Below are 26936 nucleotides of genomic sequence, written 5' to 3' on the forward strand. Positions count from 1 at the left end.
GCATCCTTTCTCCTCTTTATTGAATCGCCGCATCCATACAAAAACGCAACCTTGGAGAAATCCCCTAAGGTTGCGTTGTGGAATCATTATAGAGTACTTACTCAAACAACGTTAAGCTTATTGTTTTTTTGCTACATCAACAATACGGCCTTCAGTTGTTGTTTTCACTTCTTTTAATGATAATAAGTGTTCTTGGAAGTTTTCCCAGTCAGATAAACCTAAATCTGTTACACGGCCTTCTTCATAAATTTTTCTAAATACGTCATAGCCATCCCCACCTTGCTTAGCAGTAAAGGCGTTTGTTGCTACTGTATATGTTTTATTATCTTCAAATGCTACATACTTACCTGTTGCTTGATCTAAATATTCAAACGATACAATGCGAGATCCTACTTCTTTTGAAGAATCATATTGTAATTTTGCACCTGCGATTTGTAGGAAGCCGCCAAATTGATTTGGTGCTTGTCCCACAGATAGTTCAAATGCTTCTTTTAATTGTGCACCCGTTATATCCATAAGTGCTAATGTGTTACCAAAAGGTAGTACTGTCATAACATGACCTACAGTAATTTCACCTGCTGGAATCGTCTCGCGAATACCACCACCATTTGTAAATGCCATCACAACTTTTTTATCTGTATATTGTTGTGATTTTGCTAACATACCATCTGTAATGATATTACCTAATGCCGCTTCTTGTGTACGTACTAATTCACGTGATCCATCTAATGCTTCATTAAGTTTTACACCAATCTCTTGTTTCATGATTGCATCTACTTTTTCTTTAAATGGTGCAAGTTTTTCTAATGCCGCTTTGTCCTCCGCTACTTTACCAAGGTCGATTAATTCTCCATCATATTCAGTCACAACACCATTTCCATCAAATGTTACATCTAGTGTACCTAGATACTTTACATACTCATTAGCTTGTACAATTAATGTAGCCTCTTTAGCTTCTCCAGCTGTATTTGTATCTACGATAAATGGTTTGTCTAGTTTTGTATGATCGTGTGCGCCTACAATAATATCAATACCATCTACATTTTTTGCTAATAATTGGTCATTATCAATATTGGCATTATCTTCAAATCCAATATGTGTTAAGGCGATAATTTTGTTAACACCCATACCTTCAAAAGCCGCTACTGCTTTTTTGGCCTCTTCAATGTAGTTTGAGAATGTTACTTTATCTGGAGATGCTACAGCTTTTGTTTCTTCTGTTGTTAAACCAAAAATACCTACTTTTTCTCCATCAATTTCTTTCACAATACCAGAGTAAATTTTACCATTTTCAGGTTCACTTGAAATTAAGTCTGTAAATAAACCAGTGAATTTATCATCTGCTGAGAAATCTGTATTGGCATCCACAAATGGGAATTTAGCGCCTTTAACAAAATCCGCTAATGCTTGATGACCTTCAGGAGAGGCACCTAAATCAAATTCATGGTTACCAAATACCATTGCATCAAAGCCAATTTCATTTAATAGCGCTAGATCTGCTTGTCCATGGAATTCATTGAAATATAATGTACCATTAAATGCATCGCCAGCATGTAATGTTAATGTATTTTTCTTAACAGCACGCTGTTCCTTTACTGCTGTAGCTAATTTAGGTAAATTATCTGCATGAGCATGTGTATCATTCACATGTAAAATCGATAATGAGAAGGCATCTTCTGGTTTTTCTGGAGTCTCTGGAGTCTCCGGTGTTTCTGGGTTTGATTTTGTTAGAGCCTCTGCAATGAATGTCGCCAGTTGTCCACGTGTAACTTTTTCACTAGCCTCATGATTTTTTGCACTTTCTAGCTCTGGTAATGTTGGGATAGATGCTAAAATTTTTGCTAAATCACCATGAGTAATTGTTTGGTTTGGACGGAAAGTATTATCTCCATAGCCTGTAATGACATTTAATCCTACTAGAGCTGCAATCGAGCCATAATAAGGATTTGATGCACTAATATCCGTAAATTTTGGATTCTCTACTTCTTTTGTATCCAATTTTAATGCGCCTGCAATCATTTTTGCCGCTTGTCCACGTGTGACATTTGTATCTGGTTTGAATGTACCATCTGGGTAACCACTAATAATCCCTGCTGCATAAAGTGTAGAAATGCCTTCAAAATCTGCATGACTTTCCTTTACATCCGAAAAAGGACTTGCTGCTGATGCTGGTACTACCGCTACCGCTGTTACAGCCAATGCTGCTGCAGTTACTGTTAAAAATTTGTTACGTTTATTTTCCATGACAAATGATACCTCCACTAGTAAAATGATGTACTAACAACTAAATTCTACATAAATATGACGCAAAATACTAGAACATTTGTAAAATTATAATTTTATAAACTAGTTTAATAGTAATAAAAGCAAAATTTTACCAGTTACTTTTATAACAAATTCAATCATAAAAAAGGAGGATTGGCTATGCTTTGCCATCCTCCTCTCTAGTATTAAGTTATACTATTGCTGAATTACATCACAGTTGCCTCTGGCTCGTGTGCGATCATTTCCTTAATTGTATTGCCCTCTCCCATGATGGCTACAGTTGGTTGATGGTCTTTTGCCTCATGATTATCCACATACACATAGGAAATAATAATGACAATATCACCACGCTGCACAAGTCTTGCTGCTGCGCCATTAACACAAATGACACCTGATCCTCGTTCACCAGCTATAATATATGTTTCAAAACGAGCGCCATTATTGTTATTCACAACATGTACTTTTTCGTTTGCCAGCATACCTACTGCATCTAAAATATCTTCATCTATTGTTATGGAGCCTACATAGTTTAAATCTGCCTGTGTCACAGTTGCACGGTGAATTTTACTATTCATCATCATACGTAACATACTATATTCCCTCTTTCACGGTAAAAATACAATTATCGATTAAACGTGTCTTACCTATATAAACAGCTGCTGCCAACAGTACTTGCTGAGTTGTAGCTGTCACTGGTGTTAAATCTGGATATGCTAATAATTCAATATAATCAATGCGGCCATGTGTTCTTGCATGAATATGAGCTTTTGCTTTAGCAAGTGCGCTATCAGCATCACCATTCGCTAAAAAGCTATCGCGAGCCAACTGTAATGCTTCATTGATCGCTGGAGCCTCTTGTCGCTCCGACTTACTTAAATAGACATTACGAGAAGATTTCGCCAAACCGTCCTCCTCGCGTACAATTGGGACAACACGCATTTCTAAAGGGAAATTAAAATCACGTACCATTGTCGCAATAATCGCAACCTGCTGTGCATCTTTTTGACCGAAATAAGCTCTTGTTGGCTGTGTTAAATGAAATAATTTAGAGACAACCTGTAAAACACCATCAAAATGACCAGGACGACTCGCACCACAAAGAATGGAAGCCTGCTCGCCTGCATGTAGACGAATGCCTCCATCTTGAGGATACATTTCCTCCACACTTGGTGCGAACACAATATCAACGCCCACAGATTCAGCTAATGCAGTATCTCTAGGCAAATCACGAGGATAACTTTCAAAATCCTCATTTGGCCCAAATTGTGTTGGGTTGACAAATATACTCATCACAACGACATCATTTTCTACACGAGCTGTTTGTGCTAATGTTAAATGACCTTCATGTAAATAGCCCATTGTCGGCACTAGTCCAATCGTTTTTTGAGCATGCTTAGCTGCTTGAATTTCTGTGGCTAATGCCTGTATGGTTGTGATGACTTTCATCATTTAACGCCTCCATATAGCTGATCTAATGCTTCCTCTTTCATTGTGAAAAAATGCTTTGAAGCTGGGAAAGTACCCGCTTTCACTGCTTCTACGTAACCCATCATCCCCGCGCTTGCTTCTTTGCCCATATCAGCAAATTGTTGAACAAATTTCGGTACATGGTGCAAACCGTAGCTTAGCATGTCATGATACACCAGCACTTGTCCATCAGCCTCAACTCCAGCGCCTATGCCAATGGTTGGAATAACAAGACTAGCTGAAACAATTTCTGTCAGCTGATGAGGGATACATTCCAACACGACTGCGCATGCTCCAGCCGCTTCGCATTGTTTTGCTTCTTCAAGCAGTGTAGCAGCCTGTTCAGCTGTTTTTCCTTGTACCTTATAACCACCAAGCACTCCAGCTGATTGAGGCAACAAGCCTAAGTGAGCTACTACTGGAATACCAGCTGACGTTAATTTACGAATGACAGGTATAACTTCACCTGCCCCCTCAACCTTTAAAGCATCTGCTCCTGTTTGTTGCATCATCGCAATGGCTGTTTTGAGTGTCTCATTGACATCGCCATGATAAGAACCAAAGGGCATATCAACGACTATAAACGTATCCTTTGCCCCTCGTCTTACTGCTTTTGCATGATGAACCATATCCGCTACAGTTACAGGCATTGTAGAATCATAGCCAAGTACGACCATTCCAAGTGAATCCCCGACTAGGATCATCTCAACACCAGCTTCTTCCGCGAATTTAGCAGCTGGATAATCATAGGCCGTTACCATCACGATCTTCTCGCCTGCCGCTTTCATCTTTAAAAAATCTGTTGTCGTTTTCATTTTGTAGTCCTCCTTTTTAAAGGAAGAAAACAGAAAAACCCTTCTAGCCGAAAATAGACAGAAGGGTAGTGTGTCGTTCAATGATAAAAAGACCCCTGAAAGAGGCAATAGCTTACAAAATGAAAGCTATATTTGAACGTATCGTTTTCTTCCGTCCCTGTCTAAAAGATCAAGGCAGATATTTGGTAGTATAGTGTATTGCGTTTTTAAAGGTGCCGTTCACAATGGATACTGCCCTTCGCACATACTATAACAGATTTTCCTAGTAATCTTCAAATATTATTTTCTTACAATATCTTCGTCTAACAACATTGGAAAAAATTTTCTTTTAGAATTGACAATCAATGTTATACGTCATATACTATCCATATACTATATGACATATAATATAAAATGAAGTATAGGTATTACATGTGAGGTGAAAAGATGACATTTCAGCTTGGTTCAGCTTTACTTGATGCTTGTGTACTGGCTATTGTCGAGAAAGAGGACGCCTACGGTTATTCTTTAACACAGCAGGTACAATCAGTCATGGAGATTTCAGAGTCTACACTGTATCCTGTATTACGCCGCTTACAAAAAGCGCATTACTTAACAACGTACGATCAGCCTTATCAAGGTAGAAATAGACGCTATTATCAAATTACAGAGCAAGGACGTATACGATTATTAGAGCTATTAAAAGAATGGCAAATGTATAAGGAAAAGGTTGATTGTGTACTTTTAGGAGGGAATTTAGATGGATAGAGCAAGCTATTTGAAACAGCTACGAGGAAAATTACGTCGGCTTCCTGCGCATGAGTTAGACGCTGCGCTTGCCTATTATGAAGAATACTTTGAGGAAGCTGGAGAGGAAAATGAACATCAGGTTATTTCACAACTTGGCTCTCCTTCACATGTCGCCTCACAAATATTAGCTGATTTCGCATTAAAGGATTTAGAAACCTCCTCGGCAAAATCAACAAAAAAGAATATGTCTGCCATTTGGCTCATTATTCTAGCTATACTGTCTGCGCCCCTTTCATTGCCATTACTTGCAACAGCCATTGCACTCATTTTTTCATTTGGCGCAGTCATTATCAGCTTAATCTTTGCTATTGTCGCAACTGTTATTAGTATTTTTGCCGGTGGCGTTGTGGCAATCATATCAGGTTTGTTAATTTTAACAGAGCATTGGCCGACTGCCCTGCTCTTTATGGGTGTCGGGTTAATCGTAACGGGCTTAGGAGTCCTACTGTTCCCAGTTGTTGCTCGTATTATCAAGAAAACCGTTGTTGTCTCTGTTGAAACATTAGGCAGACTATTCCACAAAATGACAAAGAAGCAAAAAAAGGGGGACTTCTAAATGACGTCAAAAAATACCCTTATTGCCATGACAATGATTGCATTAGGCATTCTACTCGCATTGATTGGCTATTTTTCAGGGGGGCGCTGGCTAATTCTAAAAGATTCAGAGGGTCTTTATGTCCCAAGTAATACTAAATTAATAAGTCAGTCTCATGCTTTAGATGCATTCACAAGCATTAATATCGTAAATGATTATGGAGATGTGGAGATTGTTGCAAGTGATCGTGACTATAAATTAGACACAAAGGTCCATGAGCAAGAAGATGTAACATATCATATTGATAACGGAACTTTAACCATCGAAACAATGGCAAAGAAAAAGGATGGTTTTCAATTTGGGTTCGGGAACCTCTCTTCCCCTTCAATCAAACTCTATGTCCCAAAAGATACAAAAATAGAGGCGATTGTGATAGACAGTAATTTTGGCGATACAGCCATTCATGGGCTACAGTATCAGCAGCTGAATCTCATCCAGGATTATGGAGATATTACTTTCAACAACACGACTGGTGACAGAACAGAGATTAGGCAGTCCTTTGGTGATTTGACGCTTCAGCAACTTACTAGTAACGGCTTCACTATTGAGAGCGAGCATGGAGATATCGATATAGATGGCACATTAAATGGCCAATCAACCATTACCTCTAGTTTTGGCGATACAACGCTCCACTTACAAAACAAACAAAGTGATGTAGGCTATGATCTCAAAACAGACTTCGGTGATGTGACCATTAATGATGAAGAACAAAGTGGCACCGTGACACAAGTAACGAAGGGTGAGCACCAACTGAATGTTTCCTTATCGCATGGTGATATAGATGTGTCATTAAAATAATCAATAGAAAATAAAAGAAGCCGCAAGTACAGGACGTTACTTGCAGCTTCTCATATTGTAGAAAAACAAAACCATTAATAGATTTTGTGAAAGGTGAAAATGGTTTCCGTTGCAGGCTACTTTCTTTCCTGCGGGCGAGCGCCGATCCCACGGGAGTCAAGTAGCCTTCCACTTCAACCTACAAAAGTGTTACCTTTTAGCAAAGGTTTTCAAATAAAGTGAAGGTGTTCACGACTCTTTATGAAGAGGTGCTGATACGCATGACTTCCCCACATTGAAAATAAAAGTCTATCGATTCTCTAATAATACAAATAATGGATTATTTTGTTCGCTACGGCCAGTATGAAAGATAAAGCAAAGACACTTTTGCAGAATAGTTGATTGGAGTGAAGCGGCTCATCGGACGCCCCCTGGAAAGGACGCTGGTGGAACGGAAATCAACCCCTCACCTTGCAAAGTTGCTTTTTCTGCCACTGACATCATCTTTTTGCAACAACATGAGAAGCCGCAAGTATAGGACATCACTTGCAGCTTCTTTTTTATAATATTTTGATGTCTCCTGCATAGATCGTTCGAACCGTTCCATCGTCCTGCGTCAGCTGGAGAACACCATCGTCTGTAATGCCACTGGCAACCCCTTCAAAACGTTCGCGTATCGTCGTTACCTCTATACGTTGACCAATTGTACAGGACAATTGCTGCCATAGTGTCTTTAGACTCGCAAAACCCTCTTTGACGTATAGTTCTGTAAATTGTTCTAAATAGTGTAAGATAGAGGCAACAAGTGCTGCGCGATTGATTTCTTCCCCTGCTTCTAATCGTAATGAAGTGGCAATATCCGCAATATCAGGTGAAAAGTCAGCTACTGCTTGGTTCGCATTTATGCCTATTCCAACAAGTAAAGCTTGCACAAGATCCGCCTCTGCCTGCATTTCCGTTAAAATCCCTGTACATTTTTTGCCATTAATCAATAAATCATTGGGCCATTTAATGGCTGGCTCTACATGTTTATATAATGTTTTAATGGCCATTGTGACAGCTACTGCCACCACAAGTGTATAGGATGAGGCCTGCTGGGGCGTAACATCTGGCCGAACGATAACGGTCATCCAAATACCTGTCCCATGGGCAGACTCCCAAGGACGAGCCATACGACCACGCCCCGCTGTTTGCTCCTCACCAATAATAATTGTACCGTGTGGAGCTCCTTCCTGTGCAAGCTTATGCGCAATCGTTTGTGTTGAATCAACTACATCGTAATAATGGATCTCACGTCCAAAATGCTCTGTCTTTAAAAAAAGCTTAATCTGTGTGGGGCTCAAGCTATTTGGTACGCCTGTCAATACATACCCCTTTTTCTTAATAGTTTCAAATGTATACCCTTCCTCTTGTAATGTTTGCATATGCTTCCAAACAGCGGTTCTTGAGACACCAAGAGAATCTGCTAATTCCTGACCTGAAACCGCTTCTCCATCAGCAGCCAATATTCTTTTTAAAATTTCGTCCTTCATGGAAATTGTCATCTTCACATCAATCCTTTAGTTAACTGTACTCTTGTTATGTAACTTATTTTGTCTTAATCATACTGTAAATTAACGTAAATGACCACCAACGATAGAATTTAATGAAGCCGTCCCCCTTTTCGGGAGACGGCTTTTACCTATCATGTATTCGGCTTTAAGTAAGATCCTGTTGCTCCAGCCAGCTTTTAATCTGTTCTCGATCATTTTGAAGTTCATAATGAAGAATAGCTGTCAGCAGATCCTCCAATGCGGCTTTTACCCACGGCCCACCCTTTTTGCCAGACCATTTCAGTAAATCAGCCCCATTCACCACTAATTCTTGCCTATGTTGAATCGGTAGCTTTGCCTGTAATTCTCGAATAGAATGTTGAGGTATCGAAGCGTCTAATTGGCGAAGTTGGGCAAAATATTGTGCAGCCTCTAGTTCTTGCTCTGTGTAGTAAAAATAATGGCGATTTGTCCAACCATCTTTTAAAGCGTCATAAGCGGTTAAAACGGAATTAATAAACGCCATTTCCTTATTCGATAATCGATAATCGCGCACTACCTCACGCCATGCTGTTCCTTGTAGTAAGGCAAAGTATGCCCAGCCAAGAAGGGCATCTTTTGTTTGGAAATTATGCCATTGTGCAGTTTGAAAATCACCTGTTAAATAGGCCGTTAATCCACTGTCCTCTAGTTTTTGTATACCCCCAAAAACTGTTTGTCCTACCCAAAGCTTATCAAGCTCTGCTTTAATGCGTTCTTTTGCAATAAAGCTCAGATCAGCAGCTCTTTGCTGGATGGCTGCTAATGTATTCGCCTCGATCGTAAAATCAAGCTGTGCAGAGAAGCGAATCGCTCGCAGCATCCTTAAAGCATCTTCTGCAAACCGTTTTTCTGCCTCTCCTACCGCTCGTATAACGCGCTTTTCAATATCTTGTTGTCCACCATAATAATCTACAAAAGAGCCATCACGCCGCATGGCAATGGCGTTCATCGTAAAATCTCGGCGTTGTAAATCCTCTTTTAGAGATCGAACGAAATGGACATTCTGTGGTCTTCGATGATCTGTATATTCCCCATCTGTCCGATAGGTAGTTACTTCCACAGGTCCAGCGGGTACGATAACAAGTACCGTCCCATGCTGAATCCCAATATCTACAGTCTTTTGAAACACAGTTTTTACTTCTTCAGGCAAGGCATTTGTAGCCACATCTACATCATGGGCAGGACGATCGAGTAAAGCATCTCTTACAGCTCCACCAACAATAACTGCTTCAAATCCCGCCTGTTCTAATTGTTCAATGACTAAATAGGCTGCTTGCCATTCTTTATTGTTTTGCATGATTTCTTTCCGCAACCTTCTCGTACAGATTTTCATATTGTTCCACAATTTTGGATGAGTGGAATTTTTCACTTACTGCACGGATGGCCGCTTCTCGGAAGCGCAGTAATTGTTCCTCATCTTGCAATAAATGGGTTGCATACGCCGCAACTGCCTCTGTATCACCTAATTCCACGATATAGCCGTCTACACCGTGCTCAATGACTTCTGGAATACCACCTACATTTGTTCCAATACAAGGTACACCACAAGCCATTGCCTCTAATAACACCAGTCCAAACGATTCTTGCTGTGATAATAATAGCTTAAGGTCACTAATCGCATACAGTTCAGCTAAGTTTTCTTGTTTCCCTAAAAATAAAACATCCTTCATATACGGACTTCCTTTTACTTGATCCATGACACGATGCTTTTCTGGGCCATCACCTACTAATAAGAGCTTTGCTTTCATGTTGGCACGGATTTTCATAAAGGCGTCTACAATGTGTGGAAGGTTCTTTATTTTACGGAAGTTTGATACATGAATGAGGACTTTTTCATCTTCTTGTATACCAAATTGCTCTTTTAAGTTTCCTGAATTTCGTGGGAAGTATTCGCGTTCGTCCACAAAGTTATAAATCGTTTCAATTGGTTTTACTGTATCAATCAGTTCATAGGTTTGTTCTTTTAATGCCTGTGACACGGTTGTCACAATATCAGATTTATCAATCCCATACTTAATGGCCTGTGAGAGCGTAGAATCTTGCCCAAGCACCGATATATCTGTGCCATGAAGGGTTGTCACGATGCCAATGTCTCGGCCGCTCATTTCACGTGCTAGCACCGCACATACAGCATGTGGGATGGCATAATGCACATGTAGCACATCCAACTCTTCATCCTTGATGACGTCTGCCATTTTACTCGCTAATGCAATATCGTAGGGAGAATATTGAAATACTGAATAATTATTAACTTCGACTTCATGGAAAAAGACGGTTGGATAAATTTTATTCAATCGAAATGGTACGCTTGAGGTGATGAAATGAATTTCATGTCCTCTTTCTGCAAGCATTTTGCCTAATTCTGTTGCAATGACACCAGAGCCACCAACTGTAGGATAACAGGTAATGCCTATTTTTAGCTTTTTCATTCGATGATCATCCTTTCTGAATCACGTCTTTTGTTAATTGCGTCTTTCTTGTATCAGTCTCCAATCCACAAAGCCTTCCTGTAGGCCTTTTAGTAATATTTCTGCTGTTCCCATATTTGTTGCCAGTGGCACTTGGTAAACATCACAAAGACGGATTAGTGCAGAAACATCTGGCTCATGTGGTTGTGCTGTTAAAGGATCACGGAAAAATATCACCATGTCCATATCATTATTGGCAATCATTGCGCCAATTTGTTGGTCGCCACCAAGTGGCCCTGAACGAAAACGTGTAACTTCCAAACCAGTAGCTTCGATGACACGTTGTCCTGTTGTGCCGGTAGCATATAGTGTGTGTTCTTGTAAAATATTTTGGTAAGCAATAGCAAACTGTACTAAATTATCTTTTTTACGATCATGTGCAATCAATGCGATTTTCATATAGCTTCCATCCCAATCTTTAGATGATGTTTTCTAAACCATAAACAAGCTGATCCATTTTCATAACCTCTTCTATGCAAAATGCAACACCCGACATAAAAGAATTACGGTTTAATGAATCATGGCGAATCGTTAGTAGCTGCCCATCCCCTCCAAATAATACTTGCTGGTGTGCCACTAAACCAGGTAAACGTACGGAGTGAATGCGCATACCGTCAAAGTCTCCACCTCTTGCACCTTTAATGGTTTCTTTCTCTTCTAGATGTCCTTGTGCCTTTGGCGTACGGACCTCTTGTATTAACTGCGCCGTTTTCACCGCTGTCCCAGATGGTGCATCAAGCTTCTGATCATGGTGCATTTCTATAATCTCTACATCTGGTAAGTATTTGGCTGCTTCTTTTGCAAACTTCATCATTAGGATAGCACCAATCGCAAAGTTTGGTGCAATAATGCAACCTAACTCTTTTTCTTTGGCCATGGCTGATAATTCCTCTAGTTGTGCATCTGTAAATCCTGTTGTACCAATTACTGGTCGTACATTTAAATTCAGTGCTTCCTTTGTATGTTTGTAGACTGCATGTGGATTAGTTAAATCCACTAGTACATCTGGTGCAGTTGCTTCTACAAGATCATGCATTTCTGTAAATATAGGCACTGTATAGCTTGCTGGAAACATATCTAAATCAGCTAAAGTTTTTCCTACTTCCTTATAATCTAGTACAGCTACTAATTCCATTTTGTCATGTTTCATGACCGTATGTACAGCCTCAGCTCCCATTTTTCCTCTTGCTCCCGCAATAGCTACACGAATCGACATCATTCTTCATCCTTTCTAGTCCAACGATCCTTATCTCTAGTTTCAAATTTATGTATGACGCGTAAAAGTGCTTCATCTAGTTTAATACCTTGGGCATTTGCAAAACAGACTAGTACAAAGAAAAAGTCTCCTAGTTCCTCTTCAATACTGTTTGTATCCTCTGTACTCTTTTTCTTTTTCTGTCCATAGACATCCTGAACTTCCCGTGATAGTTCACCTAATTCTTCTGTTAGACGTGCAAGTAACTCAAATGGTGGAAAATAGCCTTCTTTAAATTGTCCTATATAGTCATCGACACGCTGTTGTAAAGCTTGCATTGTTAGTTGATCTGTCATAAAAATCACACTCCTATTTACCATCGTATAAAATTTACACCATTGTTGTCAAAACCAATAAAATGTCAGATAATAGATAACATTACTTCATTTGTTTGGAACTACAGGAGGTCAAATGCTAAAACAGATTAAAATTCGTAATATTATCGCAATTATGCTCGGAGCAGCAGTTTTCAGCTTCGGCTTTGTTCACTTCAACATCCAAAATCAACTGGGTGAAGGTGGACTAAGTGGGATTACCCTCATACTATATTTTACATTAGGATGGGACCCCGCCTTAATGAACCTGTTATTAAATATTCCCATGTTTATTATAGGTTATCGATTACTTGGAAAAAAATCATTTGTCTATACGCTTGTCGGCACTTTATCTGTATCTCTTTTTCTAAAAATTTTCCAAAAATATCAATTTACTATCCATTTAGAGGATGACATGTTGCTTGTGGCACTTTTTGCTGGTGTCTTTGTTGGATTGGGACTTGGGATTGTCTTTCGTTTCGGTGGCACTACAGGTGGTGTCGATATTTTGGCCCGACTCGGACATAAATATTTTGGCTGGAGTATGGGGAAAACCATGTTTGTCTTCGATGCCATCGTCATCATCCTTTCTTGGCTGACGTTCTTGGATGCTCGTTCAATGATGTATACATTAGTAGCCGTATTTGTTGGAGCCCGTGTCATTGACTTTGTACAAGAAGGTGCTTATGCGGCTCGTGGTGCGCTTATCATATCGGAAAAGTCTGGAGCCATTGCTGAAACAATCGCTCTTCGAATGGAGCGTGGTATCACCATTTTAGAAGGACATGGTCATTTTACGAAACAACCTAAAGAGGTGATTTATTGTGTGATTGGCCGCAATGAAGTTGTACGGTTAAAATCTATTGTGCATGAAGTTGATCCGCACGCATTTGTTTCCATCATTGAAGTACGAGATGTGGCAGGAGAAGGCTTCACACTAGACGATCAAAAGCAACCCCTTCATTAAAGCATACGAAGATAAAAAACTTGCTATAGTGGTGTACCACTATAACAAGTTTTTTCTTAGTCGTCGCTACGCATATTAGTAAAAATTAAAATTAAACGTAATAACTCTAGTACAGCTACCGCTGCCGCTGCTACATATGTTAATGCTGCAGCACTTAATACTTTTCGTGCTGGTCGTTCTTCTTCATTTGTAATAATGCCAAGTGAATTCATTTGAACTAATGCTCGCTTTGAGGCATCAAACTCCACCGGAAGTGTCACTAATTGGAAAACAACACCTGCTGCTAATAATATGATACCTAACAGCAATAAATTCGACATACTTGTAAAAATACCAATCATTACAAAAAGCCAAGACATATTGGAAGAAATGTTTGCTACTGGAACGAGCTTACTACGTAATGTAAGCATAGAATAAGCTTCTTTATGTTGGATGGCGTGACCTACCTCATGGGCAGCTACCGCAGCACCTGCAACACTCGCTTCATAAAAGTTACTTTCTGATAAAGCCACTGTTTTGGTTGCCGGATTATAATGATCAGACAACACACCTTGTGTTGGCACAACTCGTACATCATATAAGCCGTTCGCGTCTAAAATCGCACGCGCTACCTCAGCACCAGTCTGCCCCTTCATTGTACGTTGCTTTGCAAATTTTTTATACGTACCCTTTACCTTCATTTGAGCATAAAGTGGAAGCAGCATAATAATCGCAAAATAAACAATATACATGCTCATTGACAATTTTCTAACCCCTTTCTACCTCGATACTATAATTCTATAATTTATACCCTAATTCGGCAAATATTTGCGCCACCTAATTGAGAAAATGGCAAGTAAAATACATGCAATTGATAACCAGAATGTAAAGTAACCAATATAGCTTGTGTAATTGGCTAAATCTCGATACATCGGCATTTGCCCAAATACATAGTCAATGACATCATTATGCAGTGTCCAAACAGCTGCTATCACTACATGCCAATAAGTGAAGACATATTTCTTCATATATAGTACAGCTTGTACAGCCATGGCAAAATGTGAACCAACTAACATCCACCCCTGCCGGCCAATAGAACCTGTTTCAATTAATGTCCAAATATTCATCACATCTGCCCATAAGCCATACTTCACCAACGTAACAAGGGCAAGTACTTCCATCAGTGGCCAGCTTTTCCCCATAATCCAAGCAATCAACACAAAACAAAAGAATAAACTAGCTGTCGGACTATCTGGAACAAAAATATAAAAAATAGGCTCTGTGATGGCAAGCTGCCACCCATACCAATAATAGCCATAAATTGTACCTAGTAGATTAACAATTAGCAGCGCAATCAAGAATGATTTATGGGTCAGAAGGTACCAAATATTTGCTCTTGTTAGTTGCATGATGTTAACTCCTTCCGATAAAAACAATCCATTATTTATGTATAGTTCTGAAATTCTAGAGCTTTACTCTACCTTTCAATTGTAGCTCACCATCAATATGTGTTATTTTATCGTTTTAATTCGCTTACTTGTTTCAGGAATAAATGTTTTTTCGACATCTTTCGCTAAAATTCTTTATACAAGGGAACCTTTTTGTATGGCTTCCAGTCCCAATAGTATAACAAGGTAGAAAAAAAAGAGCCAGTTTCCTGACTCTTTTACTATTACTCTGCTTTTAAGCTTTCGATGAATTCAGCAAGTTTTTGAAGATCTTCATCTGAACCTGTCCATAATCCTGGTGGCATGTTACCGCGACCATTATGAGCAATGTCCTTAATCTCATCAGCTGTTAATCCAGTGTTCATTAGAGATGGTGCACCAGCTCCACCTTCTAAGCCTTCACCGTGACATGTAATACAAGCTGAACCAGCGTATAGTTTATAACCTTCTGATTCTTTATCGAATTCAACTGTTTCTACGATTGCACCCATAGCTTTTTGAGCTTCCCAGTCGTGGTTAACAACTGACTCCCAAGTTAGGTAGAACATAGCAGCTAAAGTTAATAACATAAACGCTGTTGGTAATGGACGTTTAGATGGACGACGTTCTGGACCCTTGTCTAAAAATGGCATTAATAATAGCGCTCCAAATGCAAGACCTGGAATTACAATAGCTCCGATTACATTGTATGGACCAGAAGCAAATGAGTATTTTAAAAGTTGATACATAAATAAGAAGTACCAGTCCGGTAGTGGTGTATATGCTCTAGTTGGATCTGCCGGCCCTTCAAGTGGTGACGGGTGAGCGACAGTTAATAATAAGTATCCAATTAAAAATACAGCACCTACCATCCATTCCTTCAGTAAGAAGTTCGGCCAGAAAGCTTCCGTCTTACCTGGATATTCGGAATAATCCTTTGGAACGTTCGGCATTCTGTGATTCGCTTTAATACGAGAATCGCCGACAAATTTCATTCCTTTTCCGCGATGCATAGTGTCCCCTCCTTTTAAAGATCATCGAACCGTCAAGACAATCACAACGGTCCTGAAATTCCTTGACGACGAATCATGATAAAGTGCGCTGCAAGTAACCCAAACAATACTGCAGGTAAGAAGAATACATGAATCGCAAAGAATCGAGTTAACGTTTGAGCACCGAGAATCGTTGTGTCACCCGCTAATAATACTTTAATCATCCCACCGATAAACGGTACAGATGCTGCAATTTCGATACCTACTTTAGTAGCGAATAATGCTTTCATATCCCATGGTAATAAGTATCCTGTAAATCCAAGACCCATCATTACACCAAAAATACCTACACCAACCATCCAGTTTAATTCACGAGGTTTTTTATAAGAACCTGTGAAGAATACACGAAGTGTATGTAAGAACATCATTACGATAACTAATGAAGCTCCCCAGTGGTGCATACCGCGTACGATTTCACCAAATGCTACTTCGTTTTGTAAATAATAAACTGATTTCCATGCATTCACAACGTCTGGTACATAGTACATTGTTAGGAACATACCAGATAGAATTTGAATTACTGTGATGAAGAATGTTAATCCACCAAAGCAGTAAACGAATGCTGAAAAATGATGTGCAGGGTTAACGTGCTCTGGCACTTCGTGGTCGGCAATATCACGCCAAATCGGTGTAATATCTAGGCGTTCATCGACCCAATCATAAATTTTATTTAGCACTGTTGTCGTACCCCCTTACTTATTTAACTAGAGAATTTGCTTTAGCTGGACCAATCATTAAATAGCCATCTTGTTCTTGTACTTCAAATTCATCCAACGGACCTAGAGGCGGTGTACCTGCAATGTTTTTCCCGTTTTTCTCATAACGTCCTGCGTGGCATGGACAGAAGAATTGACCTGGGTGTGCAGAATCTCCATTCCAGTCAACCATACATCCTAAATGCTTACAAACAGGTGAAAGGGCAATGATTTGATCGCCACTTTTATAAACCCAAGCTACATCTGTAACCTGTGATTTATACCATGCATCCACTTGTTCATATGAAAAGTCCACTTTTACAGGCTCTTCAGTCAAGTCAGCGATTTTATGCTCTGTTTTTACAAAATCTCCACCCTCATGCTTTTGTAGCACAGGATCAATTGCAAAGCGAAGCATTGGCATTAGCATACCTGCCGCCATAAATCCACCTACACCAGTAAGAGTATAACTTAGAAATTGACGACGTGAAACTCGATTATTACTCATTATTTTCCCCCCTCTAACTTAAAGGTCAGTCCAACGGACATACTTTTACAAATAGTAATACTAGGACATATATATGATATATCAAGTCCATAGCTTGGTCAATATAGCATTCTGTGGAAAGCTGGAGAATGTGAACATTTATTGAAACTAATTGTTAAATCTGTGCCCATTTAGTCGAAAGCATTGGAATCACTTGTCGCAACTGATCTTCTAGAATGGATTTTTTCACACTAGCATCCATACTTTCTAATGGAATCGCTGGTAACCAAATCATATTGACTATCTCTCCACTCTTTGTCCAATAATGGTCACAAGTAATGAAGAACACATGCCTAAATCCAGCATTATGTAATTGTGCTTCTAATTGCTGTGGTAAATCATCGTTTTTTAAAGTTGTCATATAAGAAAATGGTGGCATGACTAGTAGACGACCTTTAAACTGTTGCTCTATAAAAGAAGTTAAAGACATGACAAAATCTACCTCAGCGCCACTTTGTTTCATTTTTTCAGAAGAGAGATCAATGGATACAAGTGGAACTATCGCGGTATCAATAAAATCTTTTTGTGCCATAAACGATGTTACATCGTTTGCATTAAAATACATTCAACAAACCTCCTTTTATCGCAAAATAAAAATGTCCTTTTCCACTCTTCGATAGGATACCCAATTAAAAGTGAAAACAATCATTCACTAGTAATGTTACCATATTGAAATGGATAAAGGACATTCAATTTTTACCTATAATTAACGTAAATTAGCCGTTTCCTTCAATGCTTGTAACAAATTAGACAATTCATAAAATCGCGCTTCATCTCCCTGGTCGAGGGCTTCATCAATTTGTGCGAGTAATTTCTCTTCCTGGAATACGAGTAAGCTATTGGAAAGCAGCTCTTCTGCCAGTATACGATCTTTTTCACTGACGAGCAGTGTTTCTGGCATATAAGGGTTTTCTTCAAGAACTGCTAAGTACTGTGCACTTGGTGGTATATTAGGAAAATTCAATTGTATATACATATCTTCTTGTTCATGTAAGCGTAAATCATGGAAAGACTTCTCAGCATCTGCCGTCATCACATTGCCTTTATAGAAACGAAAAGGCACACCTGTTGAGTCTACTGTCGACATCACCATTGCCCTAGGACAATAGTGAGCTTCTTCCACAAAACGGATTCTTTTTAACAAGTCATCATTACTTAATAGGTAATTTAAAATCCATACACACTCACGACGTTTCAATTGATAATTTTTTAAAAACCATCGAACAAATGCTTTTTTATCAACAACTGATACAGAAGCAGTCATACCCACTCCCTCCTTTACTCAAATTCTAAGGTTTCTAACTTCTCCTGCCACTCTGGTTCACCCGGTTGAATGTTGATTAATTGTCCAAGAACCTCTTTTGCCTCTGAACGCTTTCCTTCTTCTAATAAGAAGTAAACATATTTTTCTAAAAATGTTGCGTCTTCCTTAAAATCATTATATGCCAAATGGTAAAATTCGTATGCACGGTCGTACAATTCTAAATTTTCATATGCCTCTGCCGCAAATGGATATAAAGTGCTCCATTCAAAATCATTTTGCTGTAATGTCTCAAATAACTCGATCACATCCTCATGGCGCTCCTGTTGTCCAAACACTGAAATAAGCGCCAGTACCGCTTCCATATATTCAGGATCGAGCGCTATAGCTTCTCTCAGATGTTGCTCAGCTTCTTCTGGCAAACCATTCTTCAATGCCATTTTACCAGCAAATAAATAAAGCGATTTATCATATTCATCACGCTTTAACCCCTCTTGAATGGCAGCATAAGCTTTTTGATTATCCTCTGTCATTGCATAGCTTTCCGCAAGCAATAAATAGGCTGAAAAGTAATCAGGATCTAATTCTTTCAATTCCTCTAGTTGTTTAATAGCCATCTCGTATTTTTGTGACTGGAAGGCTGAATAAGCAGCTCCAAATAAAATATCGGGCTTTACTTCATCTTCAAGTGCTTTGACATAATAATCGAATGCCGTCTCATAGGCTGCACCTGCACGATAAACCTCTGCTAGTCGTTCGACAAGTTGAATACCAGCAAATTCATTTTGCTGCTCATATAAGTGCTCATACAGTCTTGCTGCCTCTAAAAAACGACCTGTTTCAAATAAAAGTTCTGCTTTCGCAAAATGTAATAATGGCTCGTCTGGTAAAATCGCTAATGCTTCATTTATACGCTTTTCAGCAACCTCAAATAACCCTTGCATTTGATAATAATCAGCTAAAACCAATAGCGCTTGTGGATATTCTGGTGAGGTTTCTTCAATTTCTAATAATAAATCTAATGCTTCATCTTCATTTCCAAGCTCCATTAGGACATTGGCACGATCTATTTTTAACTGTGCTTCTTCTGGGAATAAAAATTGTAAATGCTCCAGCACTCGATCAGCTTCCTTCATGTACCCATACTGCATAAAAATTTCAGCAAGTGCGTAGATCTCCTCGGGTAACTCCTTCATTAAAAATGATTCTAGTAGCTGATCGATTAATGCTAAATCCCCTTGTTCAAGTGCTTGCATCATTTCAGTCATCGCATTGTTCACAGTCATTCACCTATTCTTTCGTTGATACCTTTATGCTACAAAACATTTACCTCTGAAACAAGAAAAAACTCCCCAAAAGCTTGGAGAGCCTCTCTTTAATTGTTACTTCACTGCCTCAATATGCTCAAAGAACGATGGGTAGGATACAGCAATACATTGTGCATCATCTAGTGTAACAGCTCCGTCTGTTAGTAAAGCTGCAACAGCACCCATCATGCCGATACGATGATCGCCATAAGTTTGAAGGTTTGCTCCTTTTAAAGGCGTTGGTCCCTCAATAATCATACCATCATCTGTTGCTTCGATCTGGGCACCAAGTTTCTTCAATTCAGTCACAACAGCCGTGATACGGTCAGTCTCCTTCACCTTTAGCTCCTCGGCATCTTTAATGATCGTTTGACCATGTGCTTGCGTAGCAAGTAATGCAAGAATTGGAATTTCATCAATTAAACGAGGAATAATGTCTCCCTCAATTATTGTACCAGTTAAAGAAGATGTCGCGATTTGGATTGTTGCTGTCGGTTCAGCTTGATTATCATCATTCGGCGTTACTGTCATCGTGGCACCCATTTTTTGCAGCACCTCAATAATGCCATCACGTGTTGGATTAATGCCAACATTATTTAGTGTTAGCTGACTATTTTTGCAAATGGCTCCTGCCACTAAGAAAAAGGCAGCGGATGATATATCTCCTGGCACAGAAACATGCGTCCCATTGAGCGCTTGTCCTCCTTCAATGGATACTACGCCATTATCTACTTCTACCTGTGCACCAAATTGACGCAGCATTCGCTCTGTATGATCTCTCGAAACATCCATTTCTCTAACAATAGTTGTTCCTTCAGCACGCAAGCCCGCTAGTAAAATAGCAGATTTCACCTGTGCACTTGCTACAGGCATCTTGTAATCAATGGCTTGTAATTTTGTACCTTGAATGGCTAGCGGTGTATATTGCCCGTCTGCACGCCCTGTAATTTGTGCCCCCATCTGACGAAGTGGATCTATAACACGGCGCATTGGTCGTTTTCCAATGGAGGCATCTCCTGTCATGACAGAATGGACAGTAGAACCAGCTAAAATGCCTAGCATTAAGCGTGTTGTTGTACCAGAGTTACCCGTATATAACACTTCTGTCGGCTCCTGCCAGCCACCCATCCCTGGACTATGAATGGTTACATTTGTTCCTTCCACCTCAATCTGAACGCCAAGTTTCTGGAAGCAATCAATTGTACTTAAACAATCTTCACCTAGTAAAAAGCCCTCTACGGTTGTTGTTCCACTAGCAATGGCGCCAAACATCACAGAGCGATGAGATACAGACTTATCCCCTGGAACAGTTAAAGAGCCCTGTAAAGAAGGCTTGTTGTATTGCAATACTTTTTCACTCATGAACTTTTTCCCCTCCAATATGAAGATAGAAAGCGCCAAAATGCCGACGCTTTCTTATGCTAAGAAATATACGTTTCGAAATTTGCTCGTTTTTGAATACAGGCTGCAGCACGTTCGCGATCATTTTCACTTTGGAAGCTAATGACTAGAATACCGAAAACATCTTCTCGTGATTCAACAATGCGTAGATTTGTAATACTAATTGCTTCATCTGCTAAAAAGCCCGTCACTTCCGAAATAACACCTGGATAGTCAGGAACATCAACATATAGGTCGAATGGTGTATACATAGCCCCTGCACTAATCGGTAATTCATCTCTCAGTTCTTTGGCAACAGCAAAATAGTTTTCAATTTCCTGTGAAGAACCCTCCATCAGCAGTTCCTTAATGCGCGTCATTTCTTTTTCCCAGCCATCTAACTGTGTGAGGAGCTCCTCGCGATTTTGCAGCGTAATATCTCGCCATAAGATGGGATTCGAAGAGGCGATTCGTGTCACATCACGAAACCCTCCTGCTGCAAGAGAACGTGTCATTGGGTATTCCCCATTTTCGCCACCTAATTGATGGACAAGTGAGGCTGCAATAACATGTGGAAAATGACTCACCACCGCTGTCATGTGATCATGCTCACTGGCAGATACACTGACTACTTTTGCATGCGTAAATTTCAGCAAACTTTCAAGCTGTGCCATATGAACAATTTCTTCCCCAGCAAGTGGCGTAAGCATGTAATATGCGTTTTCAAAAAGATGGGCCTTAGCAGCCAGCACACCACTTTTATGAGACCCCGCCATTGGATGTCCACCAATAAACGTTATGCCAAGTTCCCGTAATTCGCTGGCTTTTTGCATAATTAATTTCTTTGTACTCCCTGTATCTGTTACGATAACTTTATTTTTCAATGGCCATGATTTTAATTGTTCCATCCAATCCAGTGTTGCATTAACGGGCGTACCGAAGATAATAACATCAACCTCAGCCGCAACAGCCTGTGGATCTGGAACAATATCATGCACAATATTTAATGTTTTCGCATGCTCACGTGTTTGTGCGTCCATGTCATAGCCAATAATTTTTGTTTCAGGTGCTTTTTGCAAAGCAAGGGCAATAGAACCACCGATCAATCCCAGCCCTATAACAAGTACCTTACGTGTCATGCAAATACCCCTTGTTGTTTTAACACCTCATCAAGTTGGCTAAGCAATGTTGCATTTTGAGCCTCTGTTCCAATTGTCACACGGATAAATCCTGGTAATCCTAATGCATTACCACTGCGCACAATAAAGCCTCTTTTCATCAGCTCTTGGAAAACAACATCACTATCAGCATGGGTATCAAAGAAAATAAAGTTTGTATCAGATGGGAAGTATTTTAAATTATGCTTTTCACAAAATTCTACATATTGTTTTTTGCCTTTTTCATTGGCTTCACGGCAGGCTTCAATATAATCTTGGTCACTAAGTGCAATGGCAGCAACAGCTTGACTTAAGATTGTATTATTGAATGGTGCACGCACAGGATCAAGCTTAGCAATAACATCAGGTTGGCCAATTGCATAGCCAACGCGGAACGACGCTAAGCCATATGCTTTAGAGAATGTACGCAGTAAAAGAACATTCGGATATTCTTCAATGATTGGTAACGTATCCTTGTGGTCTGGATGTGTAACATATTCAATGTATGCCTCATCAAGTACGACAAGGACATCGCTTGGAACCTTTGCAAGAAAGGAACGCAATGCAGCATCAGGAATGACAACTCCTGTAGGATTATTTGGACTACATACCCAAACAATAGAAGTTTGGTCATCAATTGCAGCCAACATCGCCTCTAAATCATGTGCTCCCTCTTGACAAGGAACTTTACGTACTTCAGCACCTTCAATTTCTGCATTGTGCCAGTATTGAGAGAAGGAAGGGTCGGCCATAACCGTGTTTACCCCTGGATACAACAGAGCACGAGTAATAATCGCAATGATGTCATCAGAGCCGTTACCAAAAAGAAGTTGTGTCTCTTTCACACCTAGATGATTTGCCACAGCAGTACGTAGGTTTTGTGCATAGCCATCTGGATAAAGTGCATGATTCACTGCATTATTTTGTAAATAAGCTGTTACCTTAGGTGAGCACCCGAATGGATTTTCATTCGATGCCAATTTAATAACTTCCTTTAAGCCATATTCACGTTGTACTTCTTCAATTGGTTTACCTGGCTTATATGCTTGCATACCGTCCAATTGTTGTTTCCACTTCATCTAAAACATCTCCTCTACTTATTTAGCCTGAGCCAAATCTGGTCTTAATTTCACTGCATCATTGAGATACAAGTGCTTTACATCTTTTTGTGCTACCTCTATGTTTGCATGTATTAATACACGAATACATAACGGTAGCGCTTCTGGCACATCCATTTCATGTGTACACATTACAGGGACATATTGCCAGCCATCCATCAAGCGTACTGCACGAGCAGGAAATGCTGAGGTAATATCTGGCGTTGTTGAAATGAGGATTGATGCGATATCATCAATGTCCACATTATTTGCTGCCACAACCTCACGCACTAATCTTGCTGTCTCATCCCATACAAGCTCTGGCTTGTCAGATTCAATTGTTATTGCTCCTCTAAGTCCACGAATCATACAAGCACCTCCGCTAATAACTGTCTATATTCAGCATCTATTTCTTGACATTCTTCTATATCAATAGCTTTGACGAAAGGATTTCCAATTTTCTCCAAAAGGATAAACTGTAAAATGCCATATTCCGCTTTTTTATCTTTCATTAGGTAGCTAGATAATTGTTCAAATGAATAATCACCCACAGCCTCAAAAGGATAGCCGTTTTTTATCGCAAACTCTAAAAAGGATCGGGTGAACGTTCGATCAAGTTCTCCATATCGTTCACTCAATAGAAGACAATAGACGAGTCCAATCATAACTGCCTCACCATGAGCCACTTTGCCATAACCCGCAGCTGCTTCAATGGCATGTCCATATGTATGGCCTAGGTTTAAAAATTTTCGAACGGATTGCTCTGTTTCGTCCTCAGCAACAATTTGTGCTTTCACTTCAATCCCTTTTTTTAGTTGCTTTGCTAGTTCATTTTGATTAAAATGGATCACCGAATCTCCTGCCATTAATTCCTCCAGCCAGTTCGGGTCAGAAATCATGGCATGCTTAATTAACTCTGCTGTTCCTGAACGTACCTCACGCTCTGATAAACTTTCTAAAAGAGCTGTATCATATATCACGCCTTCTGGCTGATAAAATGCACCAATCATATTTTTTCCTAGTGGATGATTAATGGCAGTTTTTCCACCAACTGCGGAATCATGCGCTAGAATAGTCGTTGGAATTTGAATAAACGGAATCCCTCGCATATAGGTTGCCGCAACAAAACCTGTTAAATCGCCAACTGCTCCTCCTCCAAAAGCAAAAATGAAGGATTTTCGGGAGCATTTTTGCTCTAATAAAAATGTTTGAGCAGCGTTGTATTGATCAAAGGTTTTGCATGCTTCTCCACCTGGCAAAATAAAGGCCTCAAAATGGTACGGGAAATTTGCTTTGAAATACTCTCCCTGTGCTGCCCAAACATTGACATCTGTAAACACAAAGAGCTTATCCGCTTTTTGAAGTTTATCAGCAAATGCCTCCACAGCTTCAGTTAGAAATTGATGCCCAAGAACAACTTCATATTGATGCGATTTTGTTGCTACTGGTACACGCATAACTTAGAACCCCTTTGTATATTGACGATGCTCGTCAATTTGAGCTTGTAATTGTGGTAGTTGATCACTATGGAATTGCTCTAAAATTGCATTCGCTATTTCCCAGGCAATAACATGTTCTGCAACTACAGACGCTGCTGGTACTGCACAGCTATCAGAGCGCTCAACACTCGCTTTAAACGGCTCTTTTGTTTCAATATCTACACTTTGTAATGGTTTATATAAAGTAGGAATTGGCTTCATCACACCACGTACAACAATTGGCATACCTGTTGACATACCGCCTTCTAAGCCACCAAGTCGATTGGTTGCACGAGTATAACCTTCTTCTTCAGACCAGATGATTTCATCGTGTACTTCAGAACCTTTTCGACGTGCCATTTCAAAGCCAAGTCCAAATTCTACTCCTTTAAATGCATTAATGGATAGCATAGCAGCAGCAAGTTTCGCATCCAACTTGCGATCATAATGTACATAAGACCCTACACCTGCTGGCATGCCTTCTACAATGACTTCTACAACACCACCGATCGAATCGCCGGCTTTTTTCGCTTCATCAATTGCCTCAACCATTTTCGCAGAGGCGATTGGATCTACACAGTAGCAAGGATCCGCTTCGACAATTGCACGAATTTCTTCCGTTGTTTTTCCTTCTATTAAAGATGTATCAGCTTTAATTCCCACTATCTCTGTAACATGCGCAACAATGGAAATGCCTAGTTCATTAAGTAACGCCTTTGCTACAGACCCAACTGCTACACGAACAGTTGTTTCACGCGCAGAGGAGCGCTCTAATACATTCCTTAAATCTCGGTGACCATATTTCATGCCTCCGACTAAATCTGCATGACCTGGTCGAGGACGTGAGATTTGACGCTTAATATCTTCAGGGTTGATATCATCAGCTAATGGCTCTGCTCCCATAATTTTAGTCCAGTGCTTCCAGTCATCATTTGTGACAACGAGTGCAACAGGAGATCCAAGTGTCTGACCATGACGAACACCAGCTACAATCTCCACAGTATCTGTTTCGATTTGCATGCGGCGCCCACGTCCATGACCTCCTTGGCGACGTTTTAAATCGTGATTAATTTTTTCTGCTGTAATGGGTAAGAGTGACGGTAAACCCTCAATAATTGTCGTTAATTGAGGTCCGTGTGACTCACCTGCTGTTAAGTAACGCATAAACACTTTCTCCCTTCAACTCGCTAAAGTATGTATTTTTCACTATAACATATATTCTTTAAAAAAACAGTCCTTTTACGAATGTCTTTTAAGTAGTTACCATTTTCATAGATCTAAATGTGAATATTCTGAATGAAAGTTATAAAAAACACCTCGCTAAATTTTATAAAAAATACGCCTTTGCTTATGATAAGCGAAAAGCGTATGAATTATCTATGTTTAATGCTTGGTCAACTTTATGTACAATTGTGTCATTTGTACAAAGCTTTTCATCCATATTATTAATTATTTTTACGATAGAAGAATGTGTCTTCTACATCAAATTCATAACGTGCTGGATTAAAAATTTGCTCTGTCGATCCAACAAATAAAACGCCATCCTTACGCAGTGCTTTACTAAAATTATTATAAATTTGATCTTTCGCTTCTTCTGTAAAATAAATCATGACATTGCGACAAACAATTAAATCATAATTGCTGTCATAAGAGTCATTCAATAAATTATGTTTCTTAAAGGTTACACAACGCTTAATCTCATCCTTCACGCGATAGAAGGAGCCTTCTTGTTCAAAATACTTTGCTTTAATATCACTTGGCACCTCTGCTAAAGAGCGTTCAGGGTAGACACCTAACTTCGCCTTTTGTATTACATTCTCATCTAAATCAGTGGCAATAATTTGAATTTGAGATAAAGGCACCAATTGAGATAATACCATTACTAATGAATATGGTTCTTCTCCTGTCGAACAAGCAGCACTCCAAATTTTTAAGCGCTTATTAGTTTGTAAAAGTTTCGGAAATATTTTCTTTTGTAATACTTCCCAGCGCTTTCCGTTGCGATAAAATTCAGAAACATTGATCGTCATACGATCTAAGAATTCATTCATTAAATCTCGATCTTGTTCGAGTGCCTTTAGAAAGTCTACAAAATTACGATAGCCCTTTTTCTCATAAAGAGAGGTTAATCGTCTTTTCATTTGCGCTTCTTTATATAACGCTAAATCTATTCCTGTTTTGCGCTTAATACCTTCTATAAACTGTTCATAATCAGACATATGGTCATCTTCCCCTCTAGCGTCGTATTACCATTATAGCGGAAAAGTCCC

The 26936-nt window shown here is 39.5% G+C and carries 29 protein-coding genes; 4 read left to right on the forward strand and 25 right to left on the reverse strand.

The genetic code is table 11. The annotated features are described in order from the left end of the window. Positions 1–117 precede the first annotated feature (117 nt). The 4 genes from JIN86_RS05930 to panB all read right to left on the reverse strand — a co-directional run bounded on the left by JIN86_RS05930 (position 118) and on the right by panB (position 4547). Entirely contained in the window at positions 118–2244 is a 2127-nt protein-coding gene (locus tag JIN86_RS05930; protein WP_009370843.1) for a 5'-nucleotidase C-terminal domain-containing protein, read from the reverse strand. A gap of 227 nt (positions 2245–2471) precedes the next feature. Then, a complete protein-coding gene (gene panD / locus JIN86_RS05935) occupies positions 2472–2855 on the reverse strand; it encodes an aspartate 1-decarboxylase (protein WP_009370842.1) in 384 nt (127 codons plus the stop codon). Position 2856: 1 nt separating this feature from the next. Then, positions 2857–3711, reverse strand: a complete 855-nt coding sequence (panC, locus tag JIN86_RS05940) for a pantoate--beta-alanine ligase (RefSeq protein WP_036218973.1) — start codon at positions 3709–3711, stop codon at positions 2857–2859. Continuing rightward, positions 3711–4547 (reverse strand): 3-methyl-2-oxobutanoate hydroxymethyltransferase, encoded by an 837-nt coding sequence (gene panB / locus JIN86_RS05945; protein ID WP_009370840.1) that lies wholly within the window; start codon positions 4545–4547, stop codon positions 3711–3713. Before panB ends, panC begins: the two co-directional genes overlap by 1 nt. A 426-nt stretch (positions 4548–4973) precedes the next feature. On the opposite strand from panB, the gene JIN86_RS05950 reads away from it, so the two are divergent. The 3 genes from JIN86_RS05950 to JIN86_RS05960 are packed head-to-tail and all read left to right on the forward strand — an operon-like array spanning position 4974 to position 6729. After that, entirely contained in the window at positions 4974–5294 is a 321-nt protein-coding gene (locus tag JIN86_RS05950) for a PadR family transcriptional regulator (protein ID WP_004232706.1), read from the forward strand. Next, entirely contained in the window at positions 5287–5892 is a 606-nt protein-coding gene (locus tag JIN86_RS05955) for a DUF1700 domain-containing protein (RefSeq protein WP_009370838.1), read from the forward strand. Before JIN86_RS05950 ends, JIN86_RS05955 begins: the two co-directional genes overlap by 8 nt. Beyond that, positions 5893–6729 carry a DUF4097 family beta strand repeat-containing protein gene (locus JIN86_RS05960; RefSeq protein ID WP_202341466.1) on the forward strand — a complete coding sequence of 279 codons (837 nt, stop codon included), beginning with the start codon at positions 5893–5895 and terminating at the stop codon, positions 6727–6729. A gap of 539 nt (positions 6730–7268) precedes the next feature. Here the strand turns inward: JIN86_RS05960 and JIN86_RS05965 are convergent. The 6 genes from JIN86_RS05965 to JIN86_RS05990 form a co-directional block, all read right to left on the reverse strand. Beyond that, a complete protein-coding gene (locus JIN86_RS05965; protein ID WP_009370837.1) occupies positions 7269–8252 on the reverse strand; it encodes a biotin--[acetyl-CoA-carboxylase] ligase in 984 nt (327 codons plus the stop codon). Between the two features lie 154 nt (positions 8253–8406). Then, positions 8407–9579: a CCA tRNA nucleotidyltransferase gene (locus JIN86_RS05970; protein ID WP_202341467.1), complete on the reverse strand. Its 1173-nt coding sequence runs from the start codon at positions 9577–9579 to the stop codon at positions 8407–8409. Continuing rightward, on the reverse strand, positions 9566–10711 hold the full coding sequence (bshA, locus tag JIN86_RS05975; protein ID WP_004232695.1) for an N-acetyl-alpha-D-glucosaminyl L-malate synthase BshA: 1146 nt from the start codon (positions 10709–10711) through the stop codon (positions 9566–9568). Before bshA ends, JIN86_RS05970 begins: the two co-directional genes overlap by 14 nt. A 33-nt stretch (positions 10712–10744) precedes the next feature. Next, the gene (mgsA, locus tag JIN86_RS05980; protein ID WP_004232690.1) at positions 10745–11149 is read right to left on the reverse strand and encodes a methylglyoxal synthase; all 405 of its coding nucleotides are present in this window, start codon (positions 11147–11149) and stop codon (positions 10745–10747) included. Positions 11150–11168: 19 nt separating this feature from the next. Next, positions 11169–11966, reverse strand: a complete 798-nt coding sequence (gene dapB, locus JIN86_RS05985; RefSeq protein ID WP_004232679.1) for a 4-hydroxy-tetrahydrodipicolinate reductase — start codon at positions 11964–11966, stop codon at positions 11169–11171. Then, positions 11966–12301, reverse strand: coding sequence for a nucleotide pyrophosphohydrolase (locus tag JIN86_RS05990; RefSeq protein ID WP_004232678.1), 336 nt, complete (start codon positions 12299–12301; stop codon positions 11966–11968). Before JIN86_RS05990 ends, dapB begins: the two co-directional genes overlap by 1 nt. Positions 12302–12416: 115 nt before the next feature. On the opposite strand from JIN86_RS05990, the gene JIN86_RS05995 reads away from it, so the two are divergent. Then, positions 12417–13286 carry a YitT family protein gene (locus JIN86_RS05995; protein ID WP_004232676.1) on the forward strand — a complete coding sequence of 290 codons (870 nt, stop codon included), beginning with the start codon at positions 12417–12419 and terminating at the stop codon, positions 13284–13286. A gap of 56 nt (positions 13287–13342) precedes the next feature. On the opposite strand, the gene JIN86_RS06000 is transcribed toward JIN86_RS05995, so the two are convergent. The 15 genes from JIN86_RS06000 to JIN86_RS06070 all read right to left on the reverse strand — a co-directional run bounded on the left by JIN86_RS06000 (position 13343) and on the right by JIN86_RS06070 (position 26885). Continuing rightward, positions 13343–14023, reverse strand: a complete 681-nt coding sequence (locus JIN86_RS06000; protein ID WP_225341019.1) for a zinc metallopeptidase — start codon at positions 14021–14023, stop codon at positions 13343–13345. A gap of 54 nt (positions 14024–14077) precedes the next feature. Then, positions 14078–14674 carry a lipoprotein heptaprenylglyceryl N-acetyltransferase LhaT gene (gene lhaT, locus JIN86_RS06005; RefSeq protein ID WP_202341468.1) on the reverse strand — a complete coding sequence of 199 codons (597 nt, stop codon included), beginning with the start codon at positions 14672–14674 and terminating at the stop codon, positions 14078–14080. A 263-nt stretch (positions 14675–14937) separates the two neighbouring features. Continuing rightward, the gene (locus tag JIN86_RS06010; RefSeq protein ID WP_004232669.1) at positions 14938–15705 is read right to left on the reverse strand and encodes a menaquinol-cytochrome c reductase cytochrome b/c subunit; all 768 of its coding nucleotides are present in this window, start codon (positions 15703–15705) and stop codon (positions 14938–14940) included. A 41-nt stretch (positions 15706–15746) separates the two neighbouring features. Continuing rightward, the gene (gene qcrB / locus JIN86_RS06015) at positions 15747–16421 is read right to left on the reverse strand and encodes a menaquinol-cytochrome c reductase cytochrome b subunit (protein WP_004232663.1); all 675 of its coding nucleotides are present in this window, start codon (positions 16419–16421) and stop codon (positions 15747–15749) included. 19 nt (positions 16422–16440) lie between these two features. Next, complete coding sequence (locus tag JIN86_RS06020; protein WP_004232660.1) at positions 16441–16947, reverse strand: QcrA and Rieske domain-containing protein; 507 nt, start codon at positions 16945–16947, stop codon at positions 16441–16443. A gap of 154 nt (positions 16948–17101) precedes the next feature. Beyond that, on the reverse strand, positions 17102–17551 hold the full coding sequence (locus tag JIN86_RS06025) for a DUF2487 family protein (RefSeq protein ID WP_004232658.1): 450 nt from the start codon (positions 17549–17551) through the stop codon (positions 17102–17104). A gap of 141 nt (positions 17552–17692) precedes the next feature. After that, positions 17693–18250: a ReoY family proteolytic degradation factor gene (locus tag JIN86_RS06030; RefSeq protein ID WP_004232655.1), complete on the reverse strand. Its 558-nt coding sequence runs from the start codon at positions 18248–18250 to the stop codon at positions 17693–17695. Positions 18251–18264: 14 nt separating this feature from the next. Next, complete coding sequence (locus tag JIN86_RS06035) at positions 18265–19533, reverse strand: tetratricopeptide repeat protein (protein ID WP_202341469.1); 1269 nt, start codon at positions 19531–19533, stop codon at positions 18265–18267. A gap of 96 nt (positions 19534–19629) precedes the next feature. Further along, positions 19630–20916: a 3-phosphoshikimate 1-carboxyvinyltransferase gene (gene aroA, locus JIN86_RS06040; RefSeq protein WP_004232653.1), complete on the reverse strand. Its 1287-nt coding sequence runs from the start codon at positions 20914–20916 to the stop codon at positions 19630–19632. A 59-nt stretch (positions 20917–20975) separates the two neighbouring features. Next, positions 20976–22073, reverse strand: coding sequence for a prephenate dehydrogenase (locus JIN86_RS06045; protein WP_004232652.1), 1098 nt, complete (start codon positions 22071–22073; stop codon positions 20976–20978). Continuing rightward, positions 22070–23170: a histidinol-phosphate transaminase gene (hisC, locus tag JIN86_RS06050; protein WP_202341470.1), complete on the reverse strand. Its 1101-nt coding sequence runs from the start codon at positions 23168–23170 to the stop codon at positions 22070–22072. Before hisC ends, JIN86_RS06045 begins: the two co-directional genes overlap by 4 nt. 18 nt (positions 23171–23188) lie before the next feature. Then, positions 23189–23557 carry a chorismate mutase gene (gene aroH, locus JIN86_RS06055; protein WP_202341471.1) on the reverse strand — a complete coding sequence of 123 codons (369 nt, stop codon included), beginning with the start codon at positions 23555–23557 and terminating at the stop codon, positions 23189–23191. Continuing rightward, positions 23554–24645, reverse strand: a complete 1092-nt coding sequence (aroB, locus tag JIN86_RS06060; RefSeq protein ID WP_202341472.1) for a 3-dehydroquinate synthase — start codon at positions 24643–24645, stop codon at positions 23554–23556. Before aroB ends, aroH begins: the two co-directional genes overlap by 4 nt. Positions 24646–24648: 3 nt before the next feature. After that, positions 24649–25830, reverse strand: coding sequence for a chorismate synthase (gene aroC, locus JIN86_RS06065; protein ID WP_004232644.1), 1182 nt, complete (start codon positions 25828–25830; stop codon positions 24649–24651). A 281-nt stretch (positions 25831–26111) separates the two neighbouring features. Next, positions 26112–26885, reverse strand: coding sequence for a CheR family methyltransferase (locus JIN86_RS06070; RefSeq protein ID WP_004232643.1), 774 nt, complete (start codon positions 26883–26885; stop codon positions 26112–26114). Positions 26886–26936: the final 51 nt, after the last annotated feature.

Origin of the sequence: Lysinibacillus sp. HST-98 (assembly GCF_016757845.1) — a bacterium.
Taxonomy (GTDB): domain Bacteria; phylum Bacillota; class Bacilli; order Bacillales_A; family Planococcaceae; genus Lysinibacillus; species Lysinibacillus capsici.